The organism is Rathayibacter sp. VKM Ac-2926 (genome assembly GCF_022815565.1).
Lineage (GTDB): Bacteria > Actinomycetota > Actinomycetes > Actinomycetales > Microbacteriaceae > Rathayibacter > Rathayibacter festucae.
Genome location: NZ_JALGRS010000007.1, coordinates 24278 through 43680 on the forward strand (window position 1 = coordinate 24278; position 19403 = coordinate 43680).

Genomic DNA, 19403 nt, shown 5'->3' on the forward strand with positions numbered 1-19403 from the left:
TACTCGCGAAGTGCCCGCTCTCGATGCGGGTGGCAGCACTGACCCCGACTGGGAATCAGCCTAGCGAACCGCGCGTCGAATCGCGTCGACCCGCCGGGCCGCGGAGTCGGTCAGACCTCGAGCGGCCGGCATTCGCAGCGCTCGGGCGACCAGTCGGCGCGGGCGAGCGCGAGGTCGCCGATCGGGTTCACCCCGGGGCCCGCGGCGAGCGCGTGGCCGGCCAGGGCGTGCAGGCACTTGACGCGCGTCGGCATGCCGCCGGAGGAGATCCCCGCGATCTCGGGGACGACGGCGATGCTCTCGCGGTCGGCGAGGAAGGCGCGGTGGGCCGCCGCGTGGGCGTCGCGGAGCGCCTCGTCCTCGGCCAGGAGCCCGTTGTACTCGACCATGACCTGGGTCGCCTCGAGCTGCGAGATCGCGGCGGTCGCGGCGGGGTGGGTCAGGTAGTAGAAGGTCGGGAACGGCGTCCCGTCGCTCAGCCGGGGGCTGGTGGAGACCACCGTCGGGTTGCCGCAGACGCAACGCGCGCTGATGCCGACCACGTCGCGGGCGGGGCGGCCCAGCTGGGCGGAGACGACGGCGATGTCGTGCTCGGTGGGCGGGTCGAACGGGGGCGTGGTCACGGAGGACTCCAGGGGGCGCGGGGACCGGAGGGAACTCTCCAGTGTAGGCGGGGGCCGGGCGGGGGGGGGGCCGGGGTCAGGGAGTGGGCGTGAGCTCCGCCGTCGTCGGGTCGCCGAGGCCGGAGACCGCGATCGAGGAGAGCAGCGAGCCCGCCCAGTCGCTCGGCGTCTTCTGCACCGAGTTCGACGCCGGCTGCGCGGCCTGCTGCGCGACGGCGATGTCGTCGAGGACGAGGTAGCTGACCTCGCCCGGCATCACGAAGTACAGGCGCTCGCGGGCCTGAGCGCGGATGAAGGCGGGGTCGGACCAGCGCACGCGCTGCTCGTCGAGGTTCTGCGACTGGGTCTTCGCCGCATCGACGGAGCGCTGCAGCTCGGCGATCTCGGCGCGCTGCTCGACGAAGTTCTTCACGCTGGGCGCGAGGACGACGACGGCCAGGATCATGATGCCCATCACGAGCAGCGTGAAGCCGGAGCCGCGGACGCCCGCGACCCAGGCGGAGGACGGCGTGACGGGAGGCTGCTTCGCGCGCGGGGTGCGCGAGGCCTTCGGGGCCGAGGAGCCGGGCTTCGCGCCGGGGCGCTTCGACGCGGCGGACGTCGAGCCGGCGGGCTTGGACGCCGGCTTCTTCGAGGCGGACGGCTTCGAGGCGCTCGGCGTCGAGGCGCTCGGCGTCTTGGCGGCGGGCTTCGACGCGACGGGCTTCGAGGCGGGCGAGTCCGGAGTCTCGGCAGCGGCCGGGCGGCGGGGCGCGCTCCCGGGTGCGGAGGGCCGGCGGGGCGGTCGGGCCATGGGCGGGTGCCTCCTCGAGCGGTGGAACGGATGAGGGCGGAACAGGAGCGGCCCCGGTGCCCGCACCGAGGTGCTGGGCTCCGGGGCCGCTCCGGCGGGGAGAGACTACGCGGTGAAGCGCGGGAAGGCGGAGCGACCCGCGTACGTCGCGGCGCCTCCCAGGATCTCCTCGATGCGCAGCAGCTGGTTGTACTTCGCGACGCGGTCCGAGCGCGCGGGGGCGCCGGTCTTGATCTGGCCGCCGTCCACCGCGACCGCGAGGTCGGCGATGGTGGTGTCCTCGGTCTCGCCGGAGCGGTGCGAGAGGATCGCGGTCATGCCGCTGCGCTGGGCGAGGGCCACCGCGTCGAGCGTCTCGGTGAGCGTGCCGATCTGGTTCACCTTGACCAGGATCGAGTTGCCGGCCTTCTCGGCGATGCCGCGGGCCAGGCGCACCGGGTTGGTGACGTAGAGGTCGTCGCCGACGAGCTGCACCTTGTCGCCGATCTCGGCGGTGAGGTGGGTCCAGCCGGCCCAGTCGTCCTCGTCCAGCGGGTCCTCGATGGAGACCAGCGGGTAGTTGGCGACGAGGTCGGCGTAGTACGCGGAGAGCTCCTCGGCCGAGAGCTTCTTGCCCTCGAAGGTGTACTTGCCGTCCTCGTAGAACTCGGAGGAGGCGACGTCGAGCGCGAGGCCGATGTCCTTGCCGGGGGTGAAGCCGGCGGCCTCGACGGCCTTGAGGATGAAGTCGAGCGCCTCGCGGTTGGTGGGCAGGTCGGGGGCGAAGCCGCCCTCGTCGCCGAGGCCCGTGGCGAAGCCGGCCTTCTTCAGCTGCGCCTTGAGCGCGTGGTAGATCTCGACGCCCCAGCGCAGGCCCTCGGAGAAGGACTCGGCGCCCAGCGGGACGGCCATGAACTCCTGGATGTCGACGCCGGTGTCGGCGTGCGCGCCGCCGTTGATGATGTTCATCAGCGGGACGGGCAGGGTGTGCGCGTTCGGGCCGCCGACGTAGCGGAAGAGGTCGAGGTCGGCCGACTGCGCGGCGGCCTTGGCGACCGCGAGGCTGACGCCGAGGATCGCGTTCGCGCCCAGGCGCGACTTGTTCTCGGTGCCGTCGAGCTCGATCAGCTCGGCGTCGACGAGGCGCTGGTCGGTGGCGTCGAAGCCCTCGATCGCCGGGCCGATCTCGTCGATGACGGCGTCGACGGCCTTCTGCACGCCCTTGCCGAGGTAGCGCTCGGCGTCGCCGTCGCGCAGCTCGTAGGCCTCGAAGGCGCCGGTGGAGGCACCGGAGGGGACGGCCGCTCGCGAGGACGCGCCGTCCTCGAGCAGGACCTCGACCTCGACCGTGGGGTTGCCACGGGAGTCCAGAATTTCTCGGGCGACGACTGCCTCGATAAGGGCCACAACTATCTCCTCTTGACGGGTGGGCTCCCGGAGGGCGGGAGCGGTCGGGAAGGAGTCTACTGACCGCCTCGGAACGGGAGGCGTCCGCGAGGCGTCGGTAGACTCCCAGGGCCCTGACGGCAGCCGCGCCGCACGGCCGCCGATCCGCTCCCGCCCCACCGGAGGACCCCGTGACCAGCACCGCCGCCGCCCTCGTCGAGCGCCTCACCGAGGTCGTCCCCGACTTCCCGAAGCCCGGCATCCTCTTCCGCGACCTCACGCCGGTCTTCGGCGACGGCGAGGCGCTGCGCGCGGTCGCCGACGCGCTGATCGAGCCGTATCGCGGCCGGATCGACGCGATCGCCGGGGTCGAGGCGCGCGGCTTCCTCCTCGCCGCGGCCGCCGCCTACTCCGCGGGCCTCGGGGTCGTGACGATCCGCAAGCCCGGCAAGCTGCCGCGGACCGTGCTGAGCGAGCAGGCCACGCTCGAGTACGGCAGCACGCAGCTCGAGGTGCACGAGGACGCGGTGCCGAAGGGCGCGCGCCTGCTGCTCGTCGACGACGTGCTCGCCACCGGCGGCACCCTCGACGCGAGCTGCCGCCTGATCGAGCGCGCCGGCTGGTCCCTCGAGGGCATCGCCGTGGTGATGGAGCTCGACGGCCTCGGCGGCCGCGACCTCCTGTCTCCGCGCCGCATCGACGCGATCGTCACCGTCTGACCCGCCCCTCCCCGCTTCCGCGAGATGCCACTTGTGCGCGCGACACGCCGTGTCGGGCGTGCACAAGTGGCATCTCGCGGAGGGGAGCAGACGTGCGTCAGGAGAGGGAGAGGGACATCCGGGAGAGGACGAAGGTCTCGACGACCTGGACGACCATGTAGAGGATCAGCGAGACGCCGGTCACGAGGACGACGGCCGACCAGATGTCGTCGAAGCGGGCCTGCGCGGTCCAGCCGGCGATGCCGCCGCCGATGCCGTCGCCGGTGGAGAGCCACTCGGCCAGCAGCGCGCCGGTGATCGCTCCGGGGACGGAGACGCGGATCGCCGCGAAGAGCGAGGGCAGCGCTCCGGGAATGGCGACCTTGCGGATGGCCGTCAGCGTGGAGCCGCCGTAGACCGAGACGACGTCGAGCATCTGCGGCGAGGCGTTGTTCAGGCCGAACGCGATCGTGACCAGCGCCGGGAAGAGCACGACGATGCCGCCGACCACGGCGACCGAGGCGACCGTCCCCTGGCCGAAGACCAGGATGATCAGCGGCGTCATCGCGATCAGCGGGACCGAGCGCAGCAGCAGCGCAAACGGCATCAGTGCGTGCTCGACGCCCTTGGACAGCCGGAAGAGGATCGCGACCAGGATCGCGACGATCAGGCCGGCCGAGAAGCCGATGAACGAGTCGACCATGGTGACGGCGAAGAGCCCGCCGAGCTCGGCGCGGTTCTCGGCCGCCGACTCGTCGGTGACCAGGTGCGCCCAGACGTCCCACGGCCCCTTGATCACGTACGGCGAGACGCCGCTGAAGAGGATCACGCCGATCCAGATCGCGAGGACGATCGCGACGGTCGACAGCGCGATCAGGAGGCTCTTGCGCAGGCTCTTCAGCGTGGCGCCGAGGGCGGCGCTGCGCAGCTGACGGCGGAGCTCGTCGACCGCGATGATCTGCGTCGGGCTCGACTGCTCGGTGCGGTCGGGGATCGTGGAGGTCATGTCATGCCCGCTTTCCGGAGGACCACGGGGCGACGAGGCGCCCGATCAGGCCGACGAGGCCGTAGCCGATCAGCGCGACGGCGGCGCAGAGGAGGAAGAGCGCCCAGACGCGCGGCGAGTTCAGCGAGACCTGCGCCGCGACCAGGATCGGCCCGACCCCGGTCTCGATCTTGCCGAAGTACTCCCCCAGGATCGCGCCCAGGAACGCCGCGGGAACGGCGATCTGCAGCGCGGAGAGGATGTTCGGCAGCGCCGCGATGGCGCGGACCTTCCGGAGCTGGGTGAACTTCGTGCCCCCGTAGACGGTCACGACGTCGAGGGAGGCCTTGTCGGCCGCCTTGAGGCCGAGCAGGCTGCCGACGACGGTGGTGAAGAAGACCGAGAGCCCGGCGAGGAAGATCGCGGTGTCGCTCGGCCGCCCCGGCGCGTCGGAGCCGCCGAGGATGAGGAGCACGAGCGTCCCGATCGCGACGATCGGCACGCAGTAGGTGACGACCGCGAGCTGGGAGACGATCCCCTCCAGCCACGGCACGATCAGGACGAGCGCGGAGAGCACCAGGGCGATGAGGTTGCCCCAGAAGTAGCCGACCGCGGCCTCGCCGATCGTCACCGAGAAGTTGGCCCAGTAGAACGCGGGCCCGTCCTCGGCGATCGTCTGCGCGACCTGGATCGGCGTGGGGACCGGGGCGTAGGTCGTGCCGCCGGTGGGGGCGGTGACCAGGGCGATCAGCCACCAGACGGCGATAATGCCGACGATGCCGATCAGCCCGGAGGCCCAGGGCGGGAGGGAGCGCGAGCGGCGCTCGGTCGGCGGGACGGGAGCGGGGAGCAGGGTGGCCACGGGGCGCCTCAGTGGTCGTCGGCGGCCGCGCCGCCGTCGCCGAACAGCAGCTCGGACGCCTGGTCGACGTAGGCGTGGAACTCGGGGGTGCGCTGCATCTCCGGCGTGCGCGGGCGGGGCAGGTCGATCTCGATGATCTCCTTGACCCGGCCGGGCCGCGGGCTCATCACGGCGACCTGGTCCGAGAGGAAGATCGCCTCCGAGATGCCGTGGGTGACGAGGAGGGTCGTGGCCGGCTTCTCGGTCCAGATCCGCAGCAGCTCGAGGTTGAGCTTCTGCCGCGTCATGTCGTCGAGCGCACCGAACGGCTCGTCCAGCAGCAGCACCTCGGGCTTGAGGATGAGGCAGCGGGCGATCGAGACCCGCTGGCGCATGCCGCCGGAGAGCTGCGCCGGCTTGGCCTTCTCGAAGCCGCGCAGGCCCACCAGGTCGATCAGCTCGTCGATGTAGGACTGGTCCACCGACTTGCCCGCGATCTCGAACGGGAGGCGGATGTTCGACATCACGCTGCGCCAGGGCAGGAGCGCGTGGTCCTGGAAGGCGATGCCGAGCTTGTTGTCGCGGCGCAACTCCTTGGGCGTGCGGCCGTCCACCCGGATGGAGCCCGAGGTGGGCTCCTCCAGCCCCGCGAGGATCCGCAGGATGGTGGACTTGCCGCAGCCCGAGGGGCCGAGGAGCGCGAGGAAGCTGCCCTGGTCGGTGTGCAGATCGGTGTCCTGCAGCGCGGTGACGCTGCGAGAGCCCATCCGGAACGTCTTCGACAGGCCGTGGATCTGGATGCCGGTGCCGCCGGCACCCTGCTCGCGCAGAGTGCCGGCGTCGGTCGTGTCGGTCACGAGTGGTGCCCTCCGTGGTGCTGCATGTGTGGTGGAGCTGTTCCGGTCGCCGCGGTCAGGCGGCGTACTTGACGAGGTCGGGGTTCTCCTCGTAGACCTCGGCGAGGAGGCTCATGTCGAAGAGGTCGGCGGCGTCGACCTCGATGCCGGCGCCCGAGAGCGACGCGAGCGTCTCCTCCTGGAGGCTGTCCGAGATCGTGAAGAGGCCGTTCGCGACGGTCTCGTCCGAGACGACGAGCTCCTCGGACTGGATGGTGGAGCCCTTCTTGGAGGACTCCTCGTCGAGGCCGAGGTCCTTGCCGTAGGTCTCGAGGGCGAGCATCGCGCCGGCCTCCGGGTCGTTGACCGCGTCGGTCCAGCCCTTGATCTCGGCGACGAGGAACGCCTTGAGCGCTTCGCGCTTCTCGGAGACGGCCTGGTCGGTGACGGTGAAGGTCTCGGCGACGAACGGGAGGCCGTTGTCGGCGAAGGGCAGGTTGACGACCTCGTAGCCCTCGGCGGCGACGGTGATCGCCTCGTTGGTCAGGTAGGCGATGAAGCCGTCGACGGTGCCGTTGATCAGGACCGAGGGGTCGTACTCGACCGGGACGACGGTGACGTCGGACTCGGCGAGGCCGTTCGCCTTCAGCAGCGCCTGGAAGAGCGAGGTGTTCGACGCCTGGACGCCGATCTTCTTGCCGGCGAGGTCGGCGGGGGTGGCGATGTTGCCGGCGGTCGCGATCGAGAGGACCGTGAACGGGTTCTTCTGGTAGGTCGCGCCGATGATCTTGAGCGGCGCCTTCTCGTTGGCGACGACGGTGCCGACCGAGACGGCGTCGCTGAGCGCGACGTCGGCCGAGCCGGACAGCAGCTCGGCGGTGCCGGTCGAGGGGCCCGCGGTCAGCGTGACGCCGGCGAGGCCGGCCTCGGTGTAGTAGCCCTTGGAGTCGGCGAAGAACTCGCCCGCGAACTCCTCGTTCTTGATCCAGGAGAGCTGGACCTTCAGGGTGCCGAGGTCGCCGCCGTCCTCGGCCGAGGCGCCGGAGGAGTCGGAGGCGCAGGAGGCGAGGACGGAGACGCCACCGAGGGCGAGACCGGCGACGCCGGCCATGCGCAGGACGCTGCGGCGGTCGAAGGTCTGCGAGGTGCGGAAGGGCGACAGGGGCAAGGGGGACTCCTCGGGTAAGGCGGTGGAAGCTGCTGTGGTGCGCGGTTCGCGACGGGTGCCCCACGGGGCGCGCCAAGCCGCGCCGATCGGGGTGCCTCGACGCTATCCTCGGGAGATTTCTCCGGTGTGTCCGCAGATTTCGCGGGTATTAAGGGTCTCACGGATCCGACAACGATCCGACCGCTCCGCCCGTCCCTCCCGGCGGATCGGCTGAGGCCCCTCTCAGCTCAGCCGAGCGGCTTGAAGGCGAGATCCGCGGCCGCTGCGGCGTCGCGGGGCACGAGTGCGAAGCGCGTGAATCCGGCGGCGGCGGCCCGGTCGAGCAGCGGCGTGAGGTTCTTGGCGCGGCGCTCCAGGCGCACGCGGGAGCCGGCGGCGATCAGCTCCTGCTTGAGCGCGAGCAGCACCTCCGGGGCCGCGTCGCGCTCGTGCACGAGGACGACCGCGTCCGGCCGCTCGTCCAGCGGCACGTCGATCAGCTCGACGATCCGCTCGAAGCCGATGGAGAAGCCGCAGGCCGGCACGTCCTGGCCGAGGAAGCGCCCGATCATGCCGTCGTAGCGGCCGCCGCCGCCGACGGACGAGCCGGAGGAGGGGTGCGCGATCTCGAAGATGGTGCCGGTGTAGTAGCCCATCCCGCGCACGAGCGTGGGGTCGAAGCGGAGCGAGACGCCGGTCGGCAGCGACCGCAGCGACCGGGCGAGCGTCTCGAGGGCGAGCACCGCCTCCGGGTCGATGCCCTCGGGCAGCACTCCGAGGATCGCGGACTGCTCGAGCGCCACTCCCCCGGCGGCGACGGCCGCCTCGATGCGGGCGAGGTAGCCGCCGAGCACGGCCGCGGCGTCCGGACCGTCGGCCTCGAGCTCGGCGACGACGCCGCTCGCCCCGATCTTGTCGAGCTTGTCGATCGAGATGAGGGCGGGGCCGAAGCGCTCGGGAGCGAAGCCGCAGTGCTCGAGGATGCCGGTGAGGATCCGGCGGTCGTTGATCCGGATCGTGCAGTCGCGCAGGCCCAGCGTGTCGAGGGCGGCGGCCGTCGCGGTGATCAGCTCGACCTCGGCCAGCTGCCCCGGCTCGCCGATGATGTCGATGTCGCACTGCACGAACTGGCGGTAGCGGCCCTTCTGCGGGCGCTCCGCGCGCCAGACCGGTGCGATCTGCACGGACCGGAAGACGGTCGGCAGTTCGGCGCGGTGGCTGGCGTAGAAGCGGGCGAGCGGGACGGTGAGGTCGAAGCGGAGGCCGAGGTCGGCGAGGCCCGAGGCGTCGTCCGTCGCGGCCGCCGCCGCGAGGTCGTCGTGCGAGAGCCCGCGGCGCAGCACGCTGAAAGCGAGCTTCTCATTGTCGCCGCCGAGGCCGGAGTGCAGGCGCTCGAAGTCCTCGACCACCGGGGTCTCGATCTCGTCGAAGCCGTGCGCCGCGTAGACCCGGCGGATCACTCCGAGCGCGTGCTCGCGCTTCGCCTTGTCGGCCGGGAGGAAGTCGCGCATGCCGCGGGGCGGGGTGATCGCAGAAGCCATGCGGCGATTCTCCCAGACCGTCGACCGGTGTTCTCCGGCCCTCCGCGCCGCGGGCGTCCGGCCGGTCGGGGGTGTCGGCTAGGCTCGCGGCGCTCGCGCGGTCAGGGGGATCGCCGCGGACCGACGAGGGGGACTCGATGGACACGCACGCTGATGCCGGCATCGTCGCGGAGGGGGTGTCGCGGGCGTTCGGGTCCGTGCACGCCGTGCGCGACGCCAGCTTCGAGGCCCGGCCCGGGGAGGTCACCGCGCTGATCGGGCCCAACGGCGCGGGCAAGACGACGCTGATGCTGCTGCTCGCGACGCTGCTGCGCCCCGACGCCGGGCGGCTCCGCGTCGCCGGGCACGACCCGGTCGAGGAGCCCGCCGCGGTGCGGGCCGCGCTCGGCTGGATGCCCGACGTCCTCGGCTCGTGGGCGAGCCTGACCTGCCGGGAGACCCTCCGGACGACGGGGCAGCTGTACGGGCTGCCGCGCCCGGACGCCGAGGCCCGGGCGGACGAGCTGCTCGGGCTCGTGGATCTGGTCGAGTTCGGCGACCGGCCGACCCGGGTGCTCTCGCGCGGCCAGAAGCAGCGGCTCAGCCTCGCCCGGGCGCTCGTGCACGACCCGTCGGTGCTGGTGCTCGACGAGCCTGCCTCGGGGCTCGATCCCGGGGCGCGGATCGCGCTGCGCGACCTCGTGCTGCGGCTCGCCGGCGAGGGGCGCACGGTGCTGGTCTCGAGCCACGTGCTCTCCGAGCTCGACGAGATGGCGACCGCGGCGGTCTACCTCGACGGCGGCGTGACGGCCTCGCAGGAGGCGGTCGCGCGCGCGTCGCGGGCGCTGCGCGCCTGGCGGATCGACGCGGTGCGGCCGCGCGGAGCGGAGCTCGCCGAGGTCGTCGAGCGGCTGACCGGCGTGAGGGTCCAGGTGGAGCGCGAGGCGGCGCTCGTGCCGGTCGTCGACGATGCGGCGGCGGCCGAGCTGCTCTCGCGGCTGGTGTCGGCCGGGGTCGCGGTCAGCCGCTTCGCGCCGGCGGTGGGCGAGCTGGAGCACACCTTCTCGGATCTGACTCGCTCGGCCGGGGAGCCGGGGAGTGCCGCGGGGCCTGGGCGGCCCGCGGAACCGGGCACCGAGAACGAGGAGGACGCCCGATGAGCGCCGAGACCACCGCCCGGCCGCTGCCCTTCCTGCAGGGCGTCGGCATCGTGCTCCGCCTCGAGCTCGCGCAGCGGGTGCGCGGGACCTCGTCCTTCGTCCTGCTCGGGCTGTTCTTCCTGCTGGTCGGCGCGGTCACCGGACTGCTGGTCGTCGCGACCGGCGTCTTCTCGGGCAGCGGCGCCGTCGTGGGCGGCTTCCTCTACTCGACCCTCGTCTACTTCGTGCTGCTGCTGGGCAGCCTGGTGACGCCCGCGCTCTCCGGCACGGCCGTGAACGGCGACCGCGACGCGGGGACCCTCGCGACGACGCAGGTCACCCTCGTGACCACGGCGCAGCTCGTGCTCGGCAAGTTCGTCTCGGCCTGGCTGGTCGCGCTGGCGTTCCTCGCGAGCACCGTGCCGTTCCTGCTCGTCGCCGTCGGGGTCGGCGGGGTGTCGCTCGCCTCCGCGTCGGTCTCGGTGCTCGTGCTCGCGGTGCAGCTGGGCGTCGTCGCGGCGATCGGAGTGGGTCTCAGCGGGATCCTCGACCGGCCGCTGATGTCGGTCGTCACCACCTACCTGCTGGTCGCGGCGATGAGCGTCGGATCCTTGATCGCGTTCGGGCTGCTGACGGCGGTCACGACCACGGAGCAGCAGACCGTCTTCGTCGACGACGAGCAGGGGATCTGCGGACCGGACTACGAGACGCAGGTGGCGCGGGCCGACTACTACTGGGGGCTGCTCGCGCTCAACCCGTTCGTGGTGCTGGCCGACGCCGTCCCGCCGCAGCTCGACGAGTACGGCTCGCCGGAGGACCTGTTCACCGGGCTCTCGCTGCTGGTTCGGCAGGCGCAGATCGCGCCGGAGCCGGTCGTCGAACTCTCCTGCTCCGGCTACACCGGCTCGACGCGGCCGAACACTCCGGAGGAGGTCTTCGACTCGACCGTCCCGTCCTGGTTCGTCGGTCTGACGCTGCAGCTGGTGCTGGCGGTCGGCCTGCTGCTCGGCGCGATCCGCCGCACGGCGACGCCGGCGGCCCGCCTGCCCCGCGGGCGCCGCGTGGCCTGACCGACGGCCTTCCTGCTGATCGCGCAGCCCGCGCAGCCGGCCGTTCATGCTGATCGAGTAGCCCGCGCAGCGGGCGTATCGAGATCCACCATTCTGGAGACGTGGGGTCTCGATACGCCGCTCCGCGGCTACTCGACCAGCATGAATCTCGCCGCACTGCGCAGAGCCCGCCACCTCTGTTGATCGAGTAGCCCGCGCAGCGGGCGTATCGAGATCCCCGCCATCAGCACTCGAGGCGACAGCTACCCCTCCCGGCGCTCCTGCTCCACCGCGCGGATCTCGTCCTGCAGGTCGCGCGTTGCCGTGCGCAGCGCGCGCTCGGCGTCGAGCCCCTGCGCCCGCGCCGAGGCGACGATCGCGAGCAGCAGCGGGCCGAGGTCCTCCTCCGACTCGATCGGCAGCGGCCCCTCCCCCGCGTCGACGATGCCGAGCGTCGTCGCCTTGCCGATCACCTTGTCGGCCAGCGCGAGAGCCGGCATGCCCTGCGGGATCCCGTCGAGGACGCTCGTCCGGTGCGGCTTCTCGGTCTTCTTCAGCTCGTCCCAGACGGCGATGACGTCATCGGCGGTCTCGGCGGTCGCGTCGCCGAAGACGTGCGGGTGGCGGCCGATCATCTTGGCGTTCATGTGCGCCGCGACGTCCTCGATCGTGAACGGCTCCGGGCCGTCGGCGGCGAGGTCGGAGTGGAAGAGCACCTGGTAGAGCACGTCGCCGAGCTCCTCGATCAGGTCGGCCCGGGCGCCGGCCTCGATCGCGTCGACCAGCTCGTGCGACTCCTCGATCAGGTAGCGCACGAGCGACTCGTGGGTCTGCTCGGCGTCCCACGGGCAGCCGCCCGGGGCGCGGAGGACGTGGACGGTGCGGATGAGCTCGTCGAGCCGGGGATGCGCGGTCACCCGGCCATCCTCGCATCCGCTCGGCGAGCGGAGGTCGGGAGGCTCAGGCGCGAGCGAGACGCCGGCGGGCGATCAGGAGGCACCCGACCGCGACGACCGGGACCGCCGCGAGCAGGCCCGGGGCCGACGCGACTCCCACCGCAGCGGCGCCCGTCACCAGCACGCCGGCGAGGTTCCACAGCAGCACCGCGGCGCCGGCCCCGTCCCCGATCGGCAGCGGGATCGGCCCGAGCAGCGAGGGCGGGAGCGGGCCGCGGGTCGCGTCCATCGCCCGGGCGGCCACCGCGACCACCGCGACCGCGACGGCGGGCCACGCGGGCCCGGCGGCGAGAGCGCAGGCCGCGACGACGATCCCCACGGCGAGCAGCAGCGGCAGGATCCCGTGCAGCAGCAGCAGCTCGAACGGCGCGGGTGCGAGCAGCGCCGGCTGGCCCGCGGTCGCGGCGGCGTGGCGGAGGCCGTCGCTCCAGACCCCGGCGCCGCAGTAAGCGAGGACGCCGGCCAGTGCGGCGGGGAGCGCGAGGAGCGAGGGCGGCGCCACGGCCGCGACGGCGAGGGCCAGCCCCGCGGCGGCCAGCGCGGCGACCCCGGCGACGGAGCGGCCGGGCGTGCGCAACGCGCCGATCGCGTCTCGGAGCGGCACGGCGAGGGCGAACGGGGCGACGCGGACGGCGTCCAGGCGGCGGAAGCGGCCGGGCCGGGCGCGGTAGCCCTCGAGGGCGTCGGCGACCTCGCCGATCGCTCCCCTGCTCCGGGCCGACCGCCACTGCCGCGACTGCGCGACGACGACGCCGCCGCGGACCGTGTCGAGCAGGCGCGGGACGACGGCGAGCGCGAGTGCGGCCAGGGCGGTCAGCACCGCGGTACCGGGCAGGGCTGATGGGTCGGCCGTCGTCAGCGCGCGGCCGAGGAGGGCATCCGGACCAGCCGGGAGCGCTGCTGCGGCGCCCAGCACCCCGGTGAGCAGGGCCGCTCCTCGGCCGGGGAGGCACTGGCCGGCGAGCCAGGCGACGGCGAGGAGGACTCCGAAGGCCGCTCCGGGACCGACAGCGACGAGCGGTGCACCGCCCACGGCGACGGCGATGAGCAGGGCGGCCGCGGCGCTCGCGAGCACGGCGGCCGTCCCCGCGATCGCCACGGGCCGGCGCAGCACGAGGTGGCGGGGCAGGTCAGTGGCGAGCAGCACGGCGGAGGTGTGCGGCTCGCCGACCGCCGGACCGCGGACGCGGCCGAGAAGCACGGCGGCGGGCAGGAGCAGCCCGGCGGTGAGGCCGACGACGGTCATCGGGTCGAGGGCGGCGAGGGCGGGGGCGGGCTCCGCGGCGAGCAGGACGACGGCCCGGAGCACGGGCAGGACGACCACCAGGAGGGTCATCGCCGCGAGGTAGCCGGCGTAGGCGCCACCGCGCTGCTCGGCCGCGGCGCGGGACCGGTGCAGAGCGCGGACGGCGTGGACTCGCTCGCTCGGGCCGCCGACCCGGAGGCGCCTGACACCGACGCGGCCGGCCCTCATCGGCCGCTCAGCTCGAGGACGCGGGTGGCCAGTGCGCTCGTCAGCAGCGGGTTGTGGGACGCGATCAGCACCGCTCGACCGCGGGCGGCCTCGCGAAGGACCTCGATCACGAGCGGCACGCGGTCGACGTCGAGCCGCTGCTCCGGCTCGTCGAGCAGCAGCACCTCGCCGGGCCGGGCGAGCACGAGCGCGAGGGAGAGGAGCTGAGTCTGCCCGGAGGACAGCTCGTGCGGGAACCGGCGGGCGAGAGCGCCGAGGCCGAGCGCGTCCAGACCGGCGACGGCCGTGCGGCGCGCCTCGGCGAGCGGTGCTCCCCAGGACAGGGCGACCATCTCGAGGTGCTCCTCGAGCGTGAGGTCGCGCTCGAAGGGCGGGGTGCCGACGAGGGCGGCGACCCGGCGCCGATGCTGGCGGTCTCGCTCCGTGACCGGGCGGCCGGCGATCTCGACGGTGCCGGAGCTCGGCGGCGTCAGGCCGGCGACCAGGCGCAGCAGCGTCGTCTTGCCGCTGCCGTTCGGACCGGTGACCGCAAGGGTCTCCCCGGGCTCGACCTCGAGCGAGAGCGGCGCGAGCAGCTCCGTCTCCCCCGCGCGGACGGCCGCGTCGCGCAGGCGGACCAGCGGCAAGGGGCCCGGCTCGGACGCGGGGCGGCGGCGGGGAGCGAGCAACGGCATGCCCTCATCCTCCCAGCGGGTGTGCGGACGAAGGCGGCTGTGCGCGGTATCAGGCGGCGGGGTGGGCGCTGTCGCGGGCCGCACATCCGCCGGTCATCGGCGCGTAACACGCGCCGACTACGGTGACCGCGGGGCGCGACCGCGGCCCGGAACAGGAACGCCACCGTGACCCTCACGCCTCCCGCCACCGGCACCGCCCTCGATCGCGGAGCGCCGCCGAGCGCCGAGCTCCACATCCACATCGAGGGCACGATCGAGCCCGAGCACATCGTCGAGATGGCGCGCCGCAACGGCATCGCGCTGCCGACCGAGGACCTCGACGCCCTGCGCGCGCGCTACGCCTTCCAGGACCTCGCGTCCTTCCTGGAGCTGCACTACTCGAACCTCACGGTCCTGAAGACGGAGCGCGACTTCTTCGAGCTGGCCACCGGCTACCTCGATCGCTCGAAGCTCGCCAACGTCCGACGCGCCGAGATCTTCTTCGATCCGCAGACGCACCTGGGCAACGCGGTGCCGCTCGACATCGTGATGGCCGGGCTCACCCGCGCGCTCGGGCGGAGCGAGGAGACGCACGGCATCTCGACCGACCTGATCATGTGCTTCCTGCGCGACCTCGGCGCCGACGCGGCGGACGAGATGCTGACGGCGATCCTCCCCTACCGCGAGCACATCATCGGTGTCGGGCTCGACTCGAACGAGGTCGGCTTCGGACCGGAGCTCTTCATCGACGTCTACGCGCGCGCCGCGGCGGAGGGGCTGCACCTCGTCGCGCACGCGGGCGAGGAGGGCGGCCCGGAGACGGTCGCCGAGACGCTCGAGCTGCTGAAGGTGGAGCGGATCGACCACGGCATCCGCGCGATGGAGGACCCGGCCGTCGTGGCGATGCTCCGTGTGCAGCGCGTGCCGATCACGGTCTGCCCGCTGTCGAACGTGGCACTGCGCGCCGTCGACACGATGAAGGACCACCCGCTGCCGGCGATGCTGGACGCCGGGCTGATCGTCACGGTCTCCAGCGACGACCCGCCGTACTTCGGCGGCTACGTCGATGCGAACTACCGCGCGCTGGTCGAGGAGCTCGGGATGGACGACGCCCAGCTGGAGCGCCTCGCGCTCAACTCCTTCGACGCCGCCTTCATCTCCGCCGAGGACCGCACCCGCTGGCAGGCCGAGGTCCGCGCCCACTTCGCGTCCTGATCCCCGCCGCGAGATGCCACTTGTGCACGCGACACGCCGTGAGACGCGTGCACAAGTGGCATCTCGCGGGGAGGGCTAGCCCTCGGGGTGCGGGGCGAGGTCGGGGGTCGCGCGGTCGAGGTCGGCGGCCTCCTCCTCGGGGCGGGGGGCGATCGTCTCGTCCTCCTCGAGCTCGGGGATGCTCGGCTCGTCGGGGCCGGGGATGCGCGGCGGGACGGAGTGCTCGTCGGAGGCGGTCATGATCGTCCTTCGTTCGGGGTCGGTGTCGTCGGGGTCGGTGTCGTCGGGGTCGGAGTCGTCGGGCGGCGTCCGGAACGGTGGCGCCGCCCGGTCGAGAGGGTTGCCGGCGGTCAGCTCGCGACGGCGGCGGGCTCGGGGAAGAGCGCGTCGAGCAGGTTCGCGACCCAGTCGATCAGCGCGCGGTCGCCGAGCGGGACGCCGTCGAGCACCGGCATCGGCACGACCACGGCGTTCGCCTGCTGCAGGTACTTCGCGGTCGGGTACATCCGGCGCAGGCGCACCTGGATCGAGTCGGCGAGGTGCGCCGGCGCGACGCGGACGTTCGAGCCCATCGCGACCACGTCGCTGAGACCGGCGCGCTGCGCCCGCATCCGCAGCCGCGAGACCAGGACGAGGTTCTCGACCGCCTCGGGCAGCTCGCCGTAGCGGTCGGTCAGCTCCTCGACCACGAGGTCGACGCTGCCCTCCTTCGCGGTCGGCGAGGTCGCCGCGGACAGCTTCTGGTACGCCTCCAGGCGCAGCCGCTCGCTGTCGACGTACTCCTCCGGGATCCGCGCGTCGACCGGCAGCTCGAGCCGCAGCTCGGTCTGCCCCTCCGCCACCTCGCCGCGGAAGCCGTCGACGGCCTCGCCGATCATCCGCAGGTAGAGGTCGAAGCCGACGCCCTGGATGTGGCCGGACTGCTCGCCGCCGAGCAGGTTGCCCGCGCCGCGGATCTCGAGGTCCTTCAGCGCGATCTGCATGCCGCCGCCGAGGTCGGAGTTCGCGGCGAGCGTCTGCAGGCGATCGTGCGCGGTCTCCGACAGCGGCTTCATCTCGTCGTAGAGGAGGTAGGCGTAGGCGCGCTCGCGGCCACGGCCGACGCGACCGCGCAGCTGGTGCAGCTGCGAGAGGCCGTACTTGTCCGCGCGGTCGACGATCAGTGTGTTCGCGTTCGGGATGTCCAGGCCGGTCTCGACGATGGTCGTCGAGACGAGCACGTCGAACTTGCGCTCCCAGAAGTCGACGATGATCCGCTCGAGCTGCGACTCGCTGAGCTTGCCGTGCGCGACGGCGATGCGCGCCTCCGGCACCAGCTCGGCGAGCTGCGCGGCGACGCGGTTGATCGTCGAGACGCGGTTGTGCACGAAGAACACCTGGCCCTCGCGCAGCAGCTCTCGCCGGATCGCGGCCGAGACCTGCTTCTCCGAGTACGGGCCGACGAAGGTGAGGATCGGGTGGCGCTCCTCCGGCGGCGTCGCCAGCGTCGACATCTCGCGGATGCCGGTGACCGCCATCTCGAGCGTGCGCGGGATGGGTGTGGCGCTCATCGAGAGGATGTCGACGTTCTTCTTCAGCGCCTTCAGCTTCTCCTTGTGCTCGACGCCGAAGCGCTGCTCCTCGTCGATCACGAGGAGGCCGAGGTCCTTGAAGACGATGTTGTCGCTGAGGAGGCGGTGGGTCGCGATGACCATGTCGACGGTGCCGTCGGCGAGGCCCTCGATCGTCTCCTTCGACTCCTTCGCGCTCTGGAAGCGGCTGAGGGCGCGCAGGTGCACCGGGAAGCCGGCGAAGCGCTCCTGGAACGTCTCGAGGTGCTGGCGCACGAGCAGGGTGGTCGGCACGAGCATCGCGACCTGCTTGCCGTCCTGGATGGCCTTGAACGCGGCGCGCACGGCGACCTCGGTCTTGCCGAAGCCGACGTCACCGGAGAGCAGGCGGTCCATCGGGATCGGCCGCTCCATGTCGGCCTTGACCTCGTCGATCACGGTCAGCTGGTCGGGCGTCTCCGCGAACGGGAACGCCTCCTCCAGCTCGCGCTGCCACGGGGTGTCCGGCGGGAAGGAGTGGCCGCGCGAGGCCATCCGGGCGGAGTAGAGCTTCACCAGCTCGACCGCGATGTCGCGGACCGCGCGGCGCGCCTTGCTCTTCGCCTGCGCCCAGTCGCTGCCGCCCATCTTGCTCAGCGCGGGGGCCTCGCCGCCGACGTACCGGGAGAGGAGGTCGAGCTGGTCGGTCGGGACCAGCAGCTTGTCGCCCGGGAAGCCGCGCTTGCTGGGCGCGTACTCGAGGACGAGGTACTCGCGCCGGGTCTTCACGGCGTTGCGCCCGCCGCTGGAGACCTCGCGCTGCGAGAGCTCGACGAAGCGGCCGATGCCGTGGGTGGCGTGCACGACGAAGTCGCCGGGGCTGAGCTGCAGCGGATCGACGACGTTCTTCCGTCGCGAGGCGAGCTTCTTCACGGCGCGCGAGTCGTAGCCGACGGTGCGGCCGTAGAACTCCGTGTCGGTGAGCAGCGCGACCTTGGCGCCGTCGACCTCGAAGCCGTGGTCGACGTTGGCCTGCAGCACGTAGGCGAGGCCGGGCTCGAGCTCGGCGGGCAGATCGGGGACGATGCGGGCGGCGACCTCGTGCTCGGCGAGCACCTGGTCGGTGCGCTCGACGGTGCCGGTGCCGGGGGCGGTCAGCACCACGCTCCAGCCGTCCGCCAGGCGGGCGCGCACGTGCGCGAGCGCGCCCTCGACCGCGCCGCCGAAGCCGGGCACGGGCTCGCCGTCGACGCGGACGGCGAGGATCTCGTCGATCCCGAGGTCCTCCGGCAGCACCTCGGCCTCGCCGGCGGCGGGACCCTGGCGGAAGGTGCTCATCGTCCACCACGGGTGGTCGGGCGTCTCGGCGCCGGGAGCGCTGAACTTCACGGCGTCGCGGAGGGCGCCGAGCGAGATGAACTCGCCGGAGGCCAGGTCGATCGGGGCCTCGGCGCCGGCGGTCGCGGCGCTCCACGCGGCCTGGAGGAACTCGCGGTTCGTCTCGGCGAGGCTGATCGCGCGGGTGGCGACCCGCTCCGGGGCGAGCACGGCCACCGCGGCGCCGGCCGGGAGGTAGTGCGAGATCGGGACGAGGCGCTCCAGCAGCGCGGGCGCGAGCGACTCCATGCCCTCCACCGGGATGCCCTCGGCGATCTTCGCGAGCATCGCGGAGAGGCTCGGGAACTCGTGCAGCATCTCGCGGGCGCGCTGGCGGACGGCCGGCACGAGCAGCAGCTCGCGGCTCGGCGGCAGCACGACGGAGTCGGCCTCCCCCGGCAGCGAGCGCTGGTCGGCGACGGAGAAGCCGCGGATGGAGTCGACCTCGTCGCCGAAGAAGTCGATGCGGCTGGGGTGCTCGGCCACGGCCGGGAAGACGTCGAGGATGCCGCCGCGGACCGCGAACTCGCCGCGCCGGGTGACCATGTCGACCCGCGAGTAGGCGAGGTCGACCAGCTCGGACGAGATCCGGCCGAGGTCGTAGCCGCGGCCGCCCTTGACCAGGCGGATCGGCGCGATGTCGGCGAGGTTGTCGGCGACCGGCTGCAGCGCGGCGCGCACCGAGGCGACGACGACGAGCGGCTTCTCCCCCGACCAGGTCTTCATCCGGCGCAGAGCGTCGAGGCGGCGGCCGACGATCTCGGCGCTCGGGCTGAGGCGCTCGTGCGGCAGTGTCTCCCAGGCCGGGAACTCGACGACCTCGGCGTCCGGCAGCACGCAGCTGAGCGACGCGCGGATGTTCTCGGAGTCGCGCCCCGTCGCGGTGACGACGAGCGCGGCCTGCGGACGGTCGGCCTCGGCGCGGCGCTCCAGGAGGCCCGCCAGCAGGGGGACGCGGAGGCCGTCGGCCACGGAGAAATCGGCGTCGCGGATCGCGAACGCGAGAGCGTCGTCGAACGTGGAGGCGCGCGAGAGCGCCGAGATGATCCGGTTGAGAGGCACCGGAGGAGTTTACTGCCGACCTCCGACGTGCTCGCTTTCTGCGCCGGTCTTCGCCCGGCGCAGCGCAGTCGGCTGTGCGACGGGGTGCGTTCCGCAGAGCGTCCTGCGTTCGGCTCTTCGAAATCGCTTGGCACACGATTT

General features: G+C 72.9%; 17 protein-coding genes. 4 read left to right on the forward strand and 13 right to left on the reverse strand.

From position 1 onward, the window contains the following. Positions 1-110 precede the first annotated feature (110 nt). From MT351_RS11260 to eno, 3 genes are all read right to left on the reverse strand, one after another. Positions 111-623, reverse strand: coding sequence for a DUF501 domain-containing protein (locus MT351_RS11260; RefSeq protein WP_133963103.1), 513 nt, complete (start codon positions 621-623; stop codon positions 111-113). A gap of 76 nt (positions 624-699) precedes the next feature. Next, positions 700-1416 (reverse strand): septum formation initiator family protein, encoded by a 717-nt coding sequence (locus tag MT351_RS11265; RefSeq protein ID WP_243582211.1) that lies wholly within the window; start codon positions 1414-1416, stop codon positions 700-702. A gap of 105 nt (positions 1417-1521) precedes the next feature. Then, positions 1522-2802 (reverse strand): phosphopyruvate hydratase, encoded by a 1281-nt coding sequence (eno, locus tag MT351_RS11270; RefSeq protein ID WP_123447613.1) that lies wholly within the window; start codon positions 2800-2802, stop codon positions 1522-1524. A 170-nt stretch (positions 2803-2972) separates the two neighbouring features. Here eno and MT351_RS11275 point away from each other — a divergent pair, with 170 nt between their 5' ends. Next, positions 2973-3500, forward strand: coding sequence for an adenine phosphoribosyltransferase (locus tag MT351_RS11275; protein WP_132437731.1), 528 nt, complete (start codon positions 2973-2975; stop codon positions 3498-3500). Between the two features lie 97 nt (positions 3501-3597). Here the strand turns inward: MT351_RS11275 and MT351_RS11280 are convergent, their stop codons facing one another. The 5 genes from MT351_RS11280 to hisS all read right to left on the reverse strand — a co-directional run bounded on the left by MT351_RS11280 (position 3598) and on the right by hisS (position 8829). Beyond that, on the reverse strand, positions 3598-4485 hold the full coding sequence (locus MT351_RS11280) for an ABC transporter permease (RefSeq protein ID WP_243582212.1): 888 nt from the start codon (positions 4483-4485) through the stop codon (positions 3598-3600). 1 nt (position 4486) lies between these two features. Next, a complete protein-coding gene (locus MT351_RS11285) occupies positions 4487-5326 on the reverse strand; it encodes an ABC transporter permease (RefSeq protein WP_243582213.1) in 840 nt (279 codons plus the stop codon). Positions 5327-5334: 8 nt separating this feature from the next. Further along, a complete protein-coding gene (locus tag MT351_RS11290) occupies positions 5335-6072 on the reverse strand; it encodes an ABC transporter ATP-binding protein (RefSeq protein ID WP_123705595.1) in 738 nt (245 codons plus the stop codon). A gap of 145 nt (positions 6073-6217) precedes the next feature. Then, positions 6218-7309 carry an ABC transporter substrate-binding protein gene (locus MT351_RS11295; RefSeq protein ID WP_243582214.1) on the reverse strand — a complete coding sequence of 364 codons (1092 nt, stop codon included), beginning with the start codon at positions 7307-7309 and terminating at the stop codon, positions 6218-6220. Between the two features lie 227 nt (positions 7310-7536). After that, complete coding sequence (gene hisS, locus MT351_RS11300) at positions 7537-8829, reverse strand: histidine--tRNA ligase (protein WP_243582215.1); 1293 nt, start codon at positions 8827-8829, stop codon at positions 7537-7539. A gap of 137 nt (positions 8830-8966) precedes the next feature. On the opposite strand from hisS, the gene MT351_RS11305 reads away from it, so the two are divergent. Beyond that, positions 8967-9968, forward strand: coding sequence for an ABC transporter ATP-binding protein (locus MT351_RS11305; RefSeq protein ID WP_243582216.1), 1002 nt, complete (start codon positions 8967-8969; stop codon positions 9966-9968). Continuing rightward, positions 9965-11017: an ABC transporter permease gene (locus MT351_RS11310; RefSeq protein WP_243582217.1), complete on the forward strand. Its 1053-nt coding sequence runs from the start codon at positions 9965-9967 to the stop codon at positions 11015-11017. Before MT351_RS11305 ends, MT351_RS11310 begins: the two co-directional genes overlap by 4 nt. 242 nt (positions 11018-11259) lie before the next feature. Here the strand turns inward: MT351_RS11310 and MT351_RS11315 are convergent, their stop codons facing one another. Genes MT351_RS11315 through MT351_RS11325 form a run of 3 tightly spaced genes read right to left on the reverse strand, consistent with a single transcriptional unit; the run spans position 11260 to position 14100 of the window. After that, positions 11260-11913 (reverse strand): MazG family protein, encoded by a 654-nt coding sequence (locus MT351_RS11315; protein ID WP_243582218.1) that lies wholly within the window; start codon positions 11911-11913, stop codon positions 11260-11262. A gap of 43 nt (positions 11914-11956) precedes the next feature. Continuing rightward, positions 11957-13426, reverse strand: a complete 1470-nt coding sequence (locus MT351_RS11320; RefSeq protein ID WP_243582219.1) for a hypothetical protein — start codon at positions 13424-13426, stop codon at positions 11957-11959. After that, positions 13423-14100, reverse strand: a complete 678-nt coding sequence (locus MT351_RS11325; RefSeq protein ID WP_243582220.1) for an ABC transporter ATP-binding protein — start codon at positions 14098-14100, stop codon at positions 13423-13425. The genes MT351_RS11320 and MT351_RS11325 overlap by 4 nt, the downstream gene beginning before the upstream one ends. Before the next feature lie 165 nt (positions 14101-14265). Here MT351_RS11325 and MT351_RS11330 point away from each other — a divergent pair, with 165 nt between their 5' ends. Beyond that, positions 14266-15294: an adenosine deaminase gene (locus MT351_RS11330; RefSeq protein WP_243582221.1), complete on the forward strand. Its 1029-nt coding sequence runs from the start codon at positions 14266-14268 to the stop codon at positions 15292-15294. Between the two features lie 75 nt (positions 15295-15369). Here the strand turns inward: MT351_RS11330 and MT351_RS11335 are convergent, their stop codons facing one another. Together MT351_RS11335 and mfd are read right to left on the reverse strand one after the other, a co-directional pair. Then, complete coding sequence (locus tag MT351_RS11335; RefSeq protein WP_159422277.1) at positions 15370-15534, reverse strand: hypothetical protein; 165 nt, start codon at positions 15532-15534, stop codon at positions 15370-15372. A gap of 110 nt (positions 15535-15644) precedes the next feature. After that, the gene (gene mfd, locus MT351_RS11340) at positions 15645-19262 is read right to left on the reverse strand and encodes a transcription-repair coupling factor (protein ID WP_132437725.1); all 3618 of its coding nucleotides are present in this window, start codon (positions 19260-19262) and stop codon (positions 15645-15647) included. Positions 19263-19403: the final 141 nt, after the last annotated feature.

What these genes read in the sequence shown, in the direction of transcription:
- MT351_RS11265 (WP_243582211.1), bottom strand. Translation starts at nt 1,416, where the DNA reads ATGGCCCGACCGCCCCGCCGGCCCTCCGCACCCGGGAGCGCGCCCCGC.
- MT351_RS11280 (WP_243582212.1), bottom strand. Translation starts at nt 4,485, where the DNA reads ATGACCTCCACGATCCCCGACCGCACCGAGCAGTCGAGCCCGACGCAG.
- MT351_RS11290 (WP_123705595.1), bottom strand. Translation starts at nt 6,072, where the DNA reads ATGGGCTCTCGCAGCGTCACCGCGCTGCAGGACACCGATCTGCACACC.
- hisS (WP_243582215.1), bottom strand. Translation starts at nt 8,829, where the DNA reads ATGGCTTCTGCGATCACCCCGCCCCGCGGCATGCGCGACTTCCTCCCG.
- MT351_RS11305 (WP_243582216.1), top strand. Translation starts at nt 8,967, where the DNA reads ATGGACACGCACGCTGATGCCGGCATCGTCGCGGAGGGGGTGTCGCGG.
- MT351_RS11310 (WP_243582217.1), top strand. Translation starts at nt 9,965, where the DNA reads ATGAGCGCCGAGACCACCGCCCGGCCGCTGCCCTTCCTGCAGGGCGTC.
- MT351_RS11320 (WP_243582219.1), bottom strand. Translation starts at nt 13,426, where the DNA reads ATGAGGGCCGGCCGCGTCGGTGTCAGGCGCCTCCGGGTCGGCGGCCCG.
- MT351_RS11325 (WP_243582220.1), bottom strand. Translation starts at nt 14,100, where the DNA reads ATGCCGTTGCTCGCTCCCCGCCGCCGCCCCGCGTCCGAGCCGGGCCCC.
- MT351_RS11335 (WP_159422277.1), bottom strand. Translation starts at nt 15,534, where the DNA reads ATGACCGCCTCCGACGAGCACTCCGTCCCGCCGCGCATCCCCGGCCCC.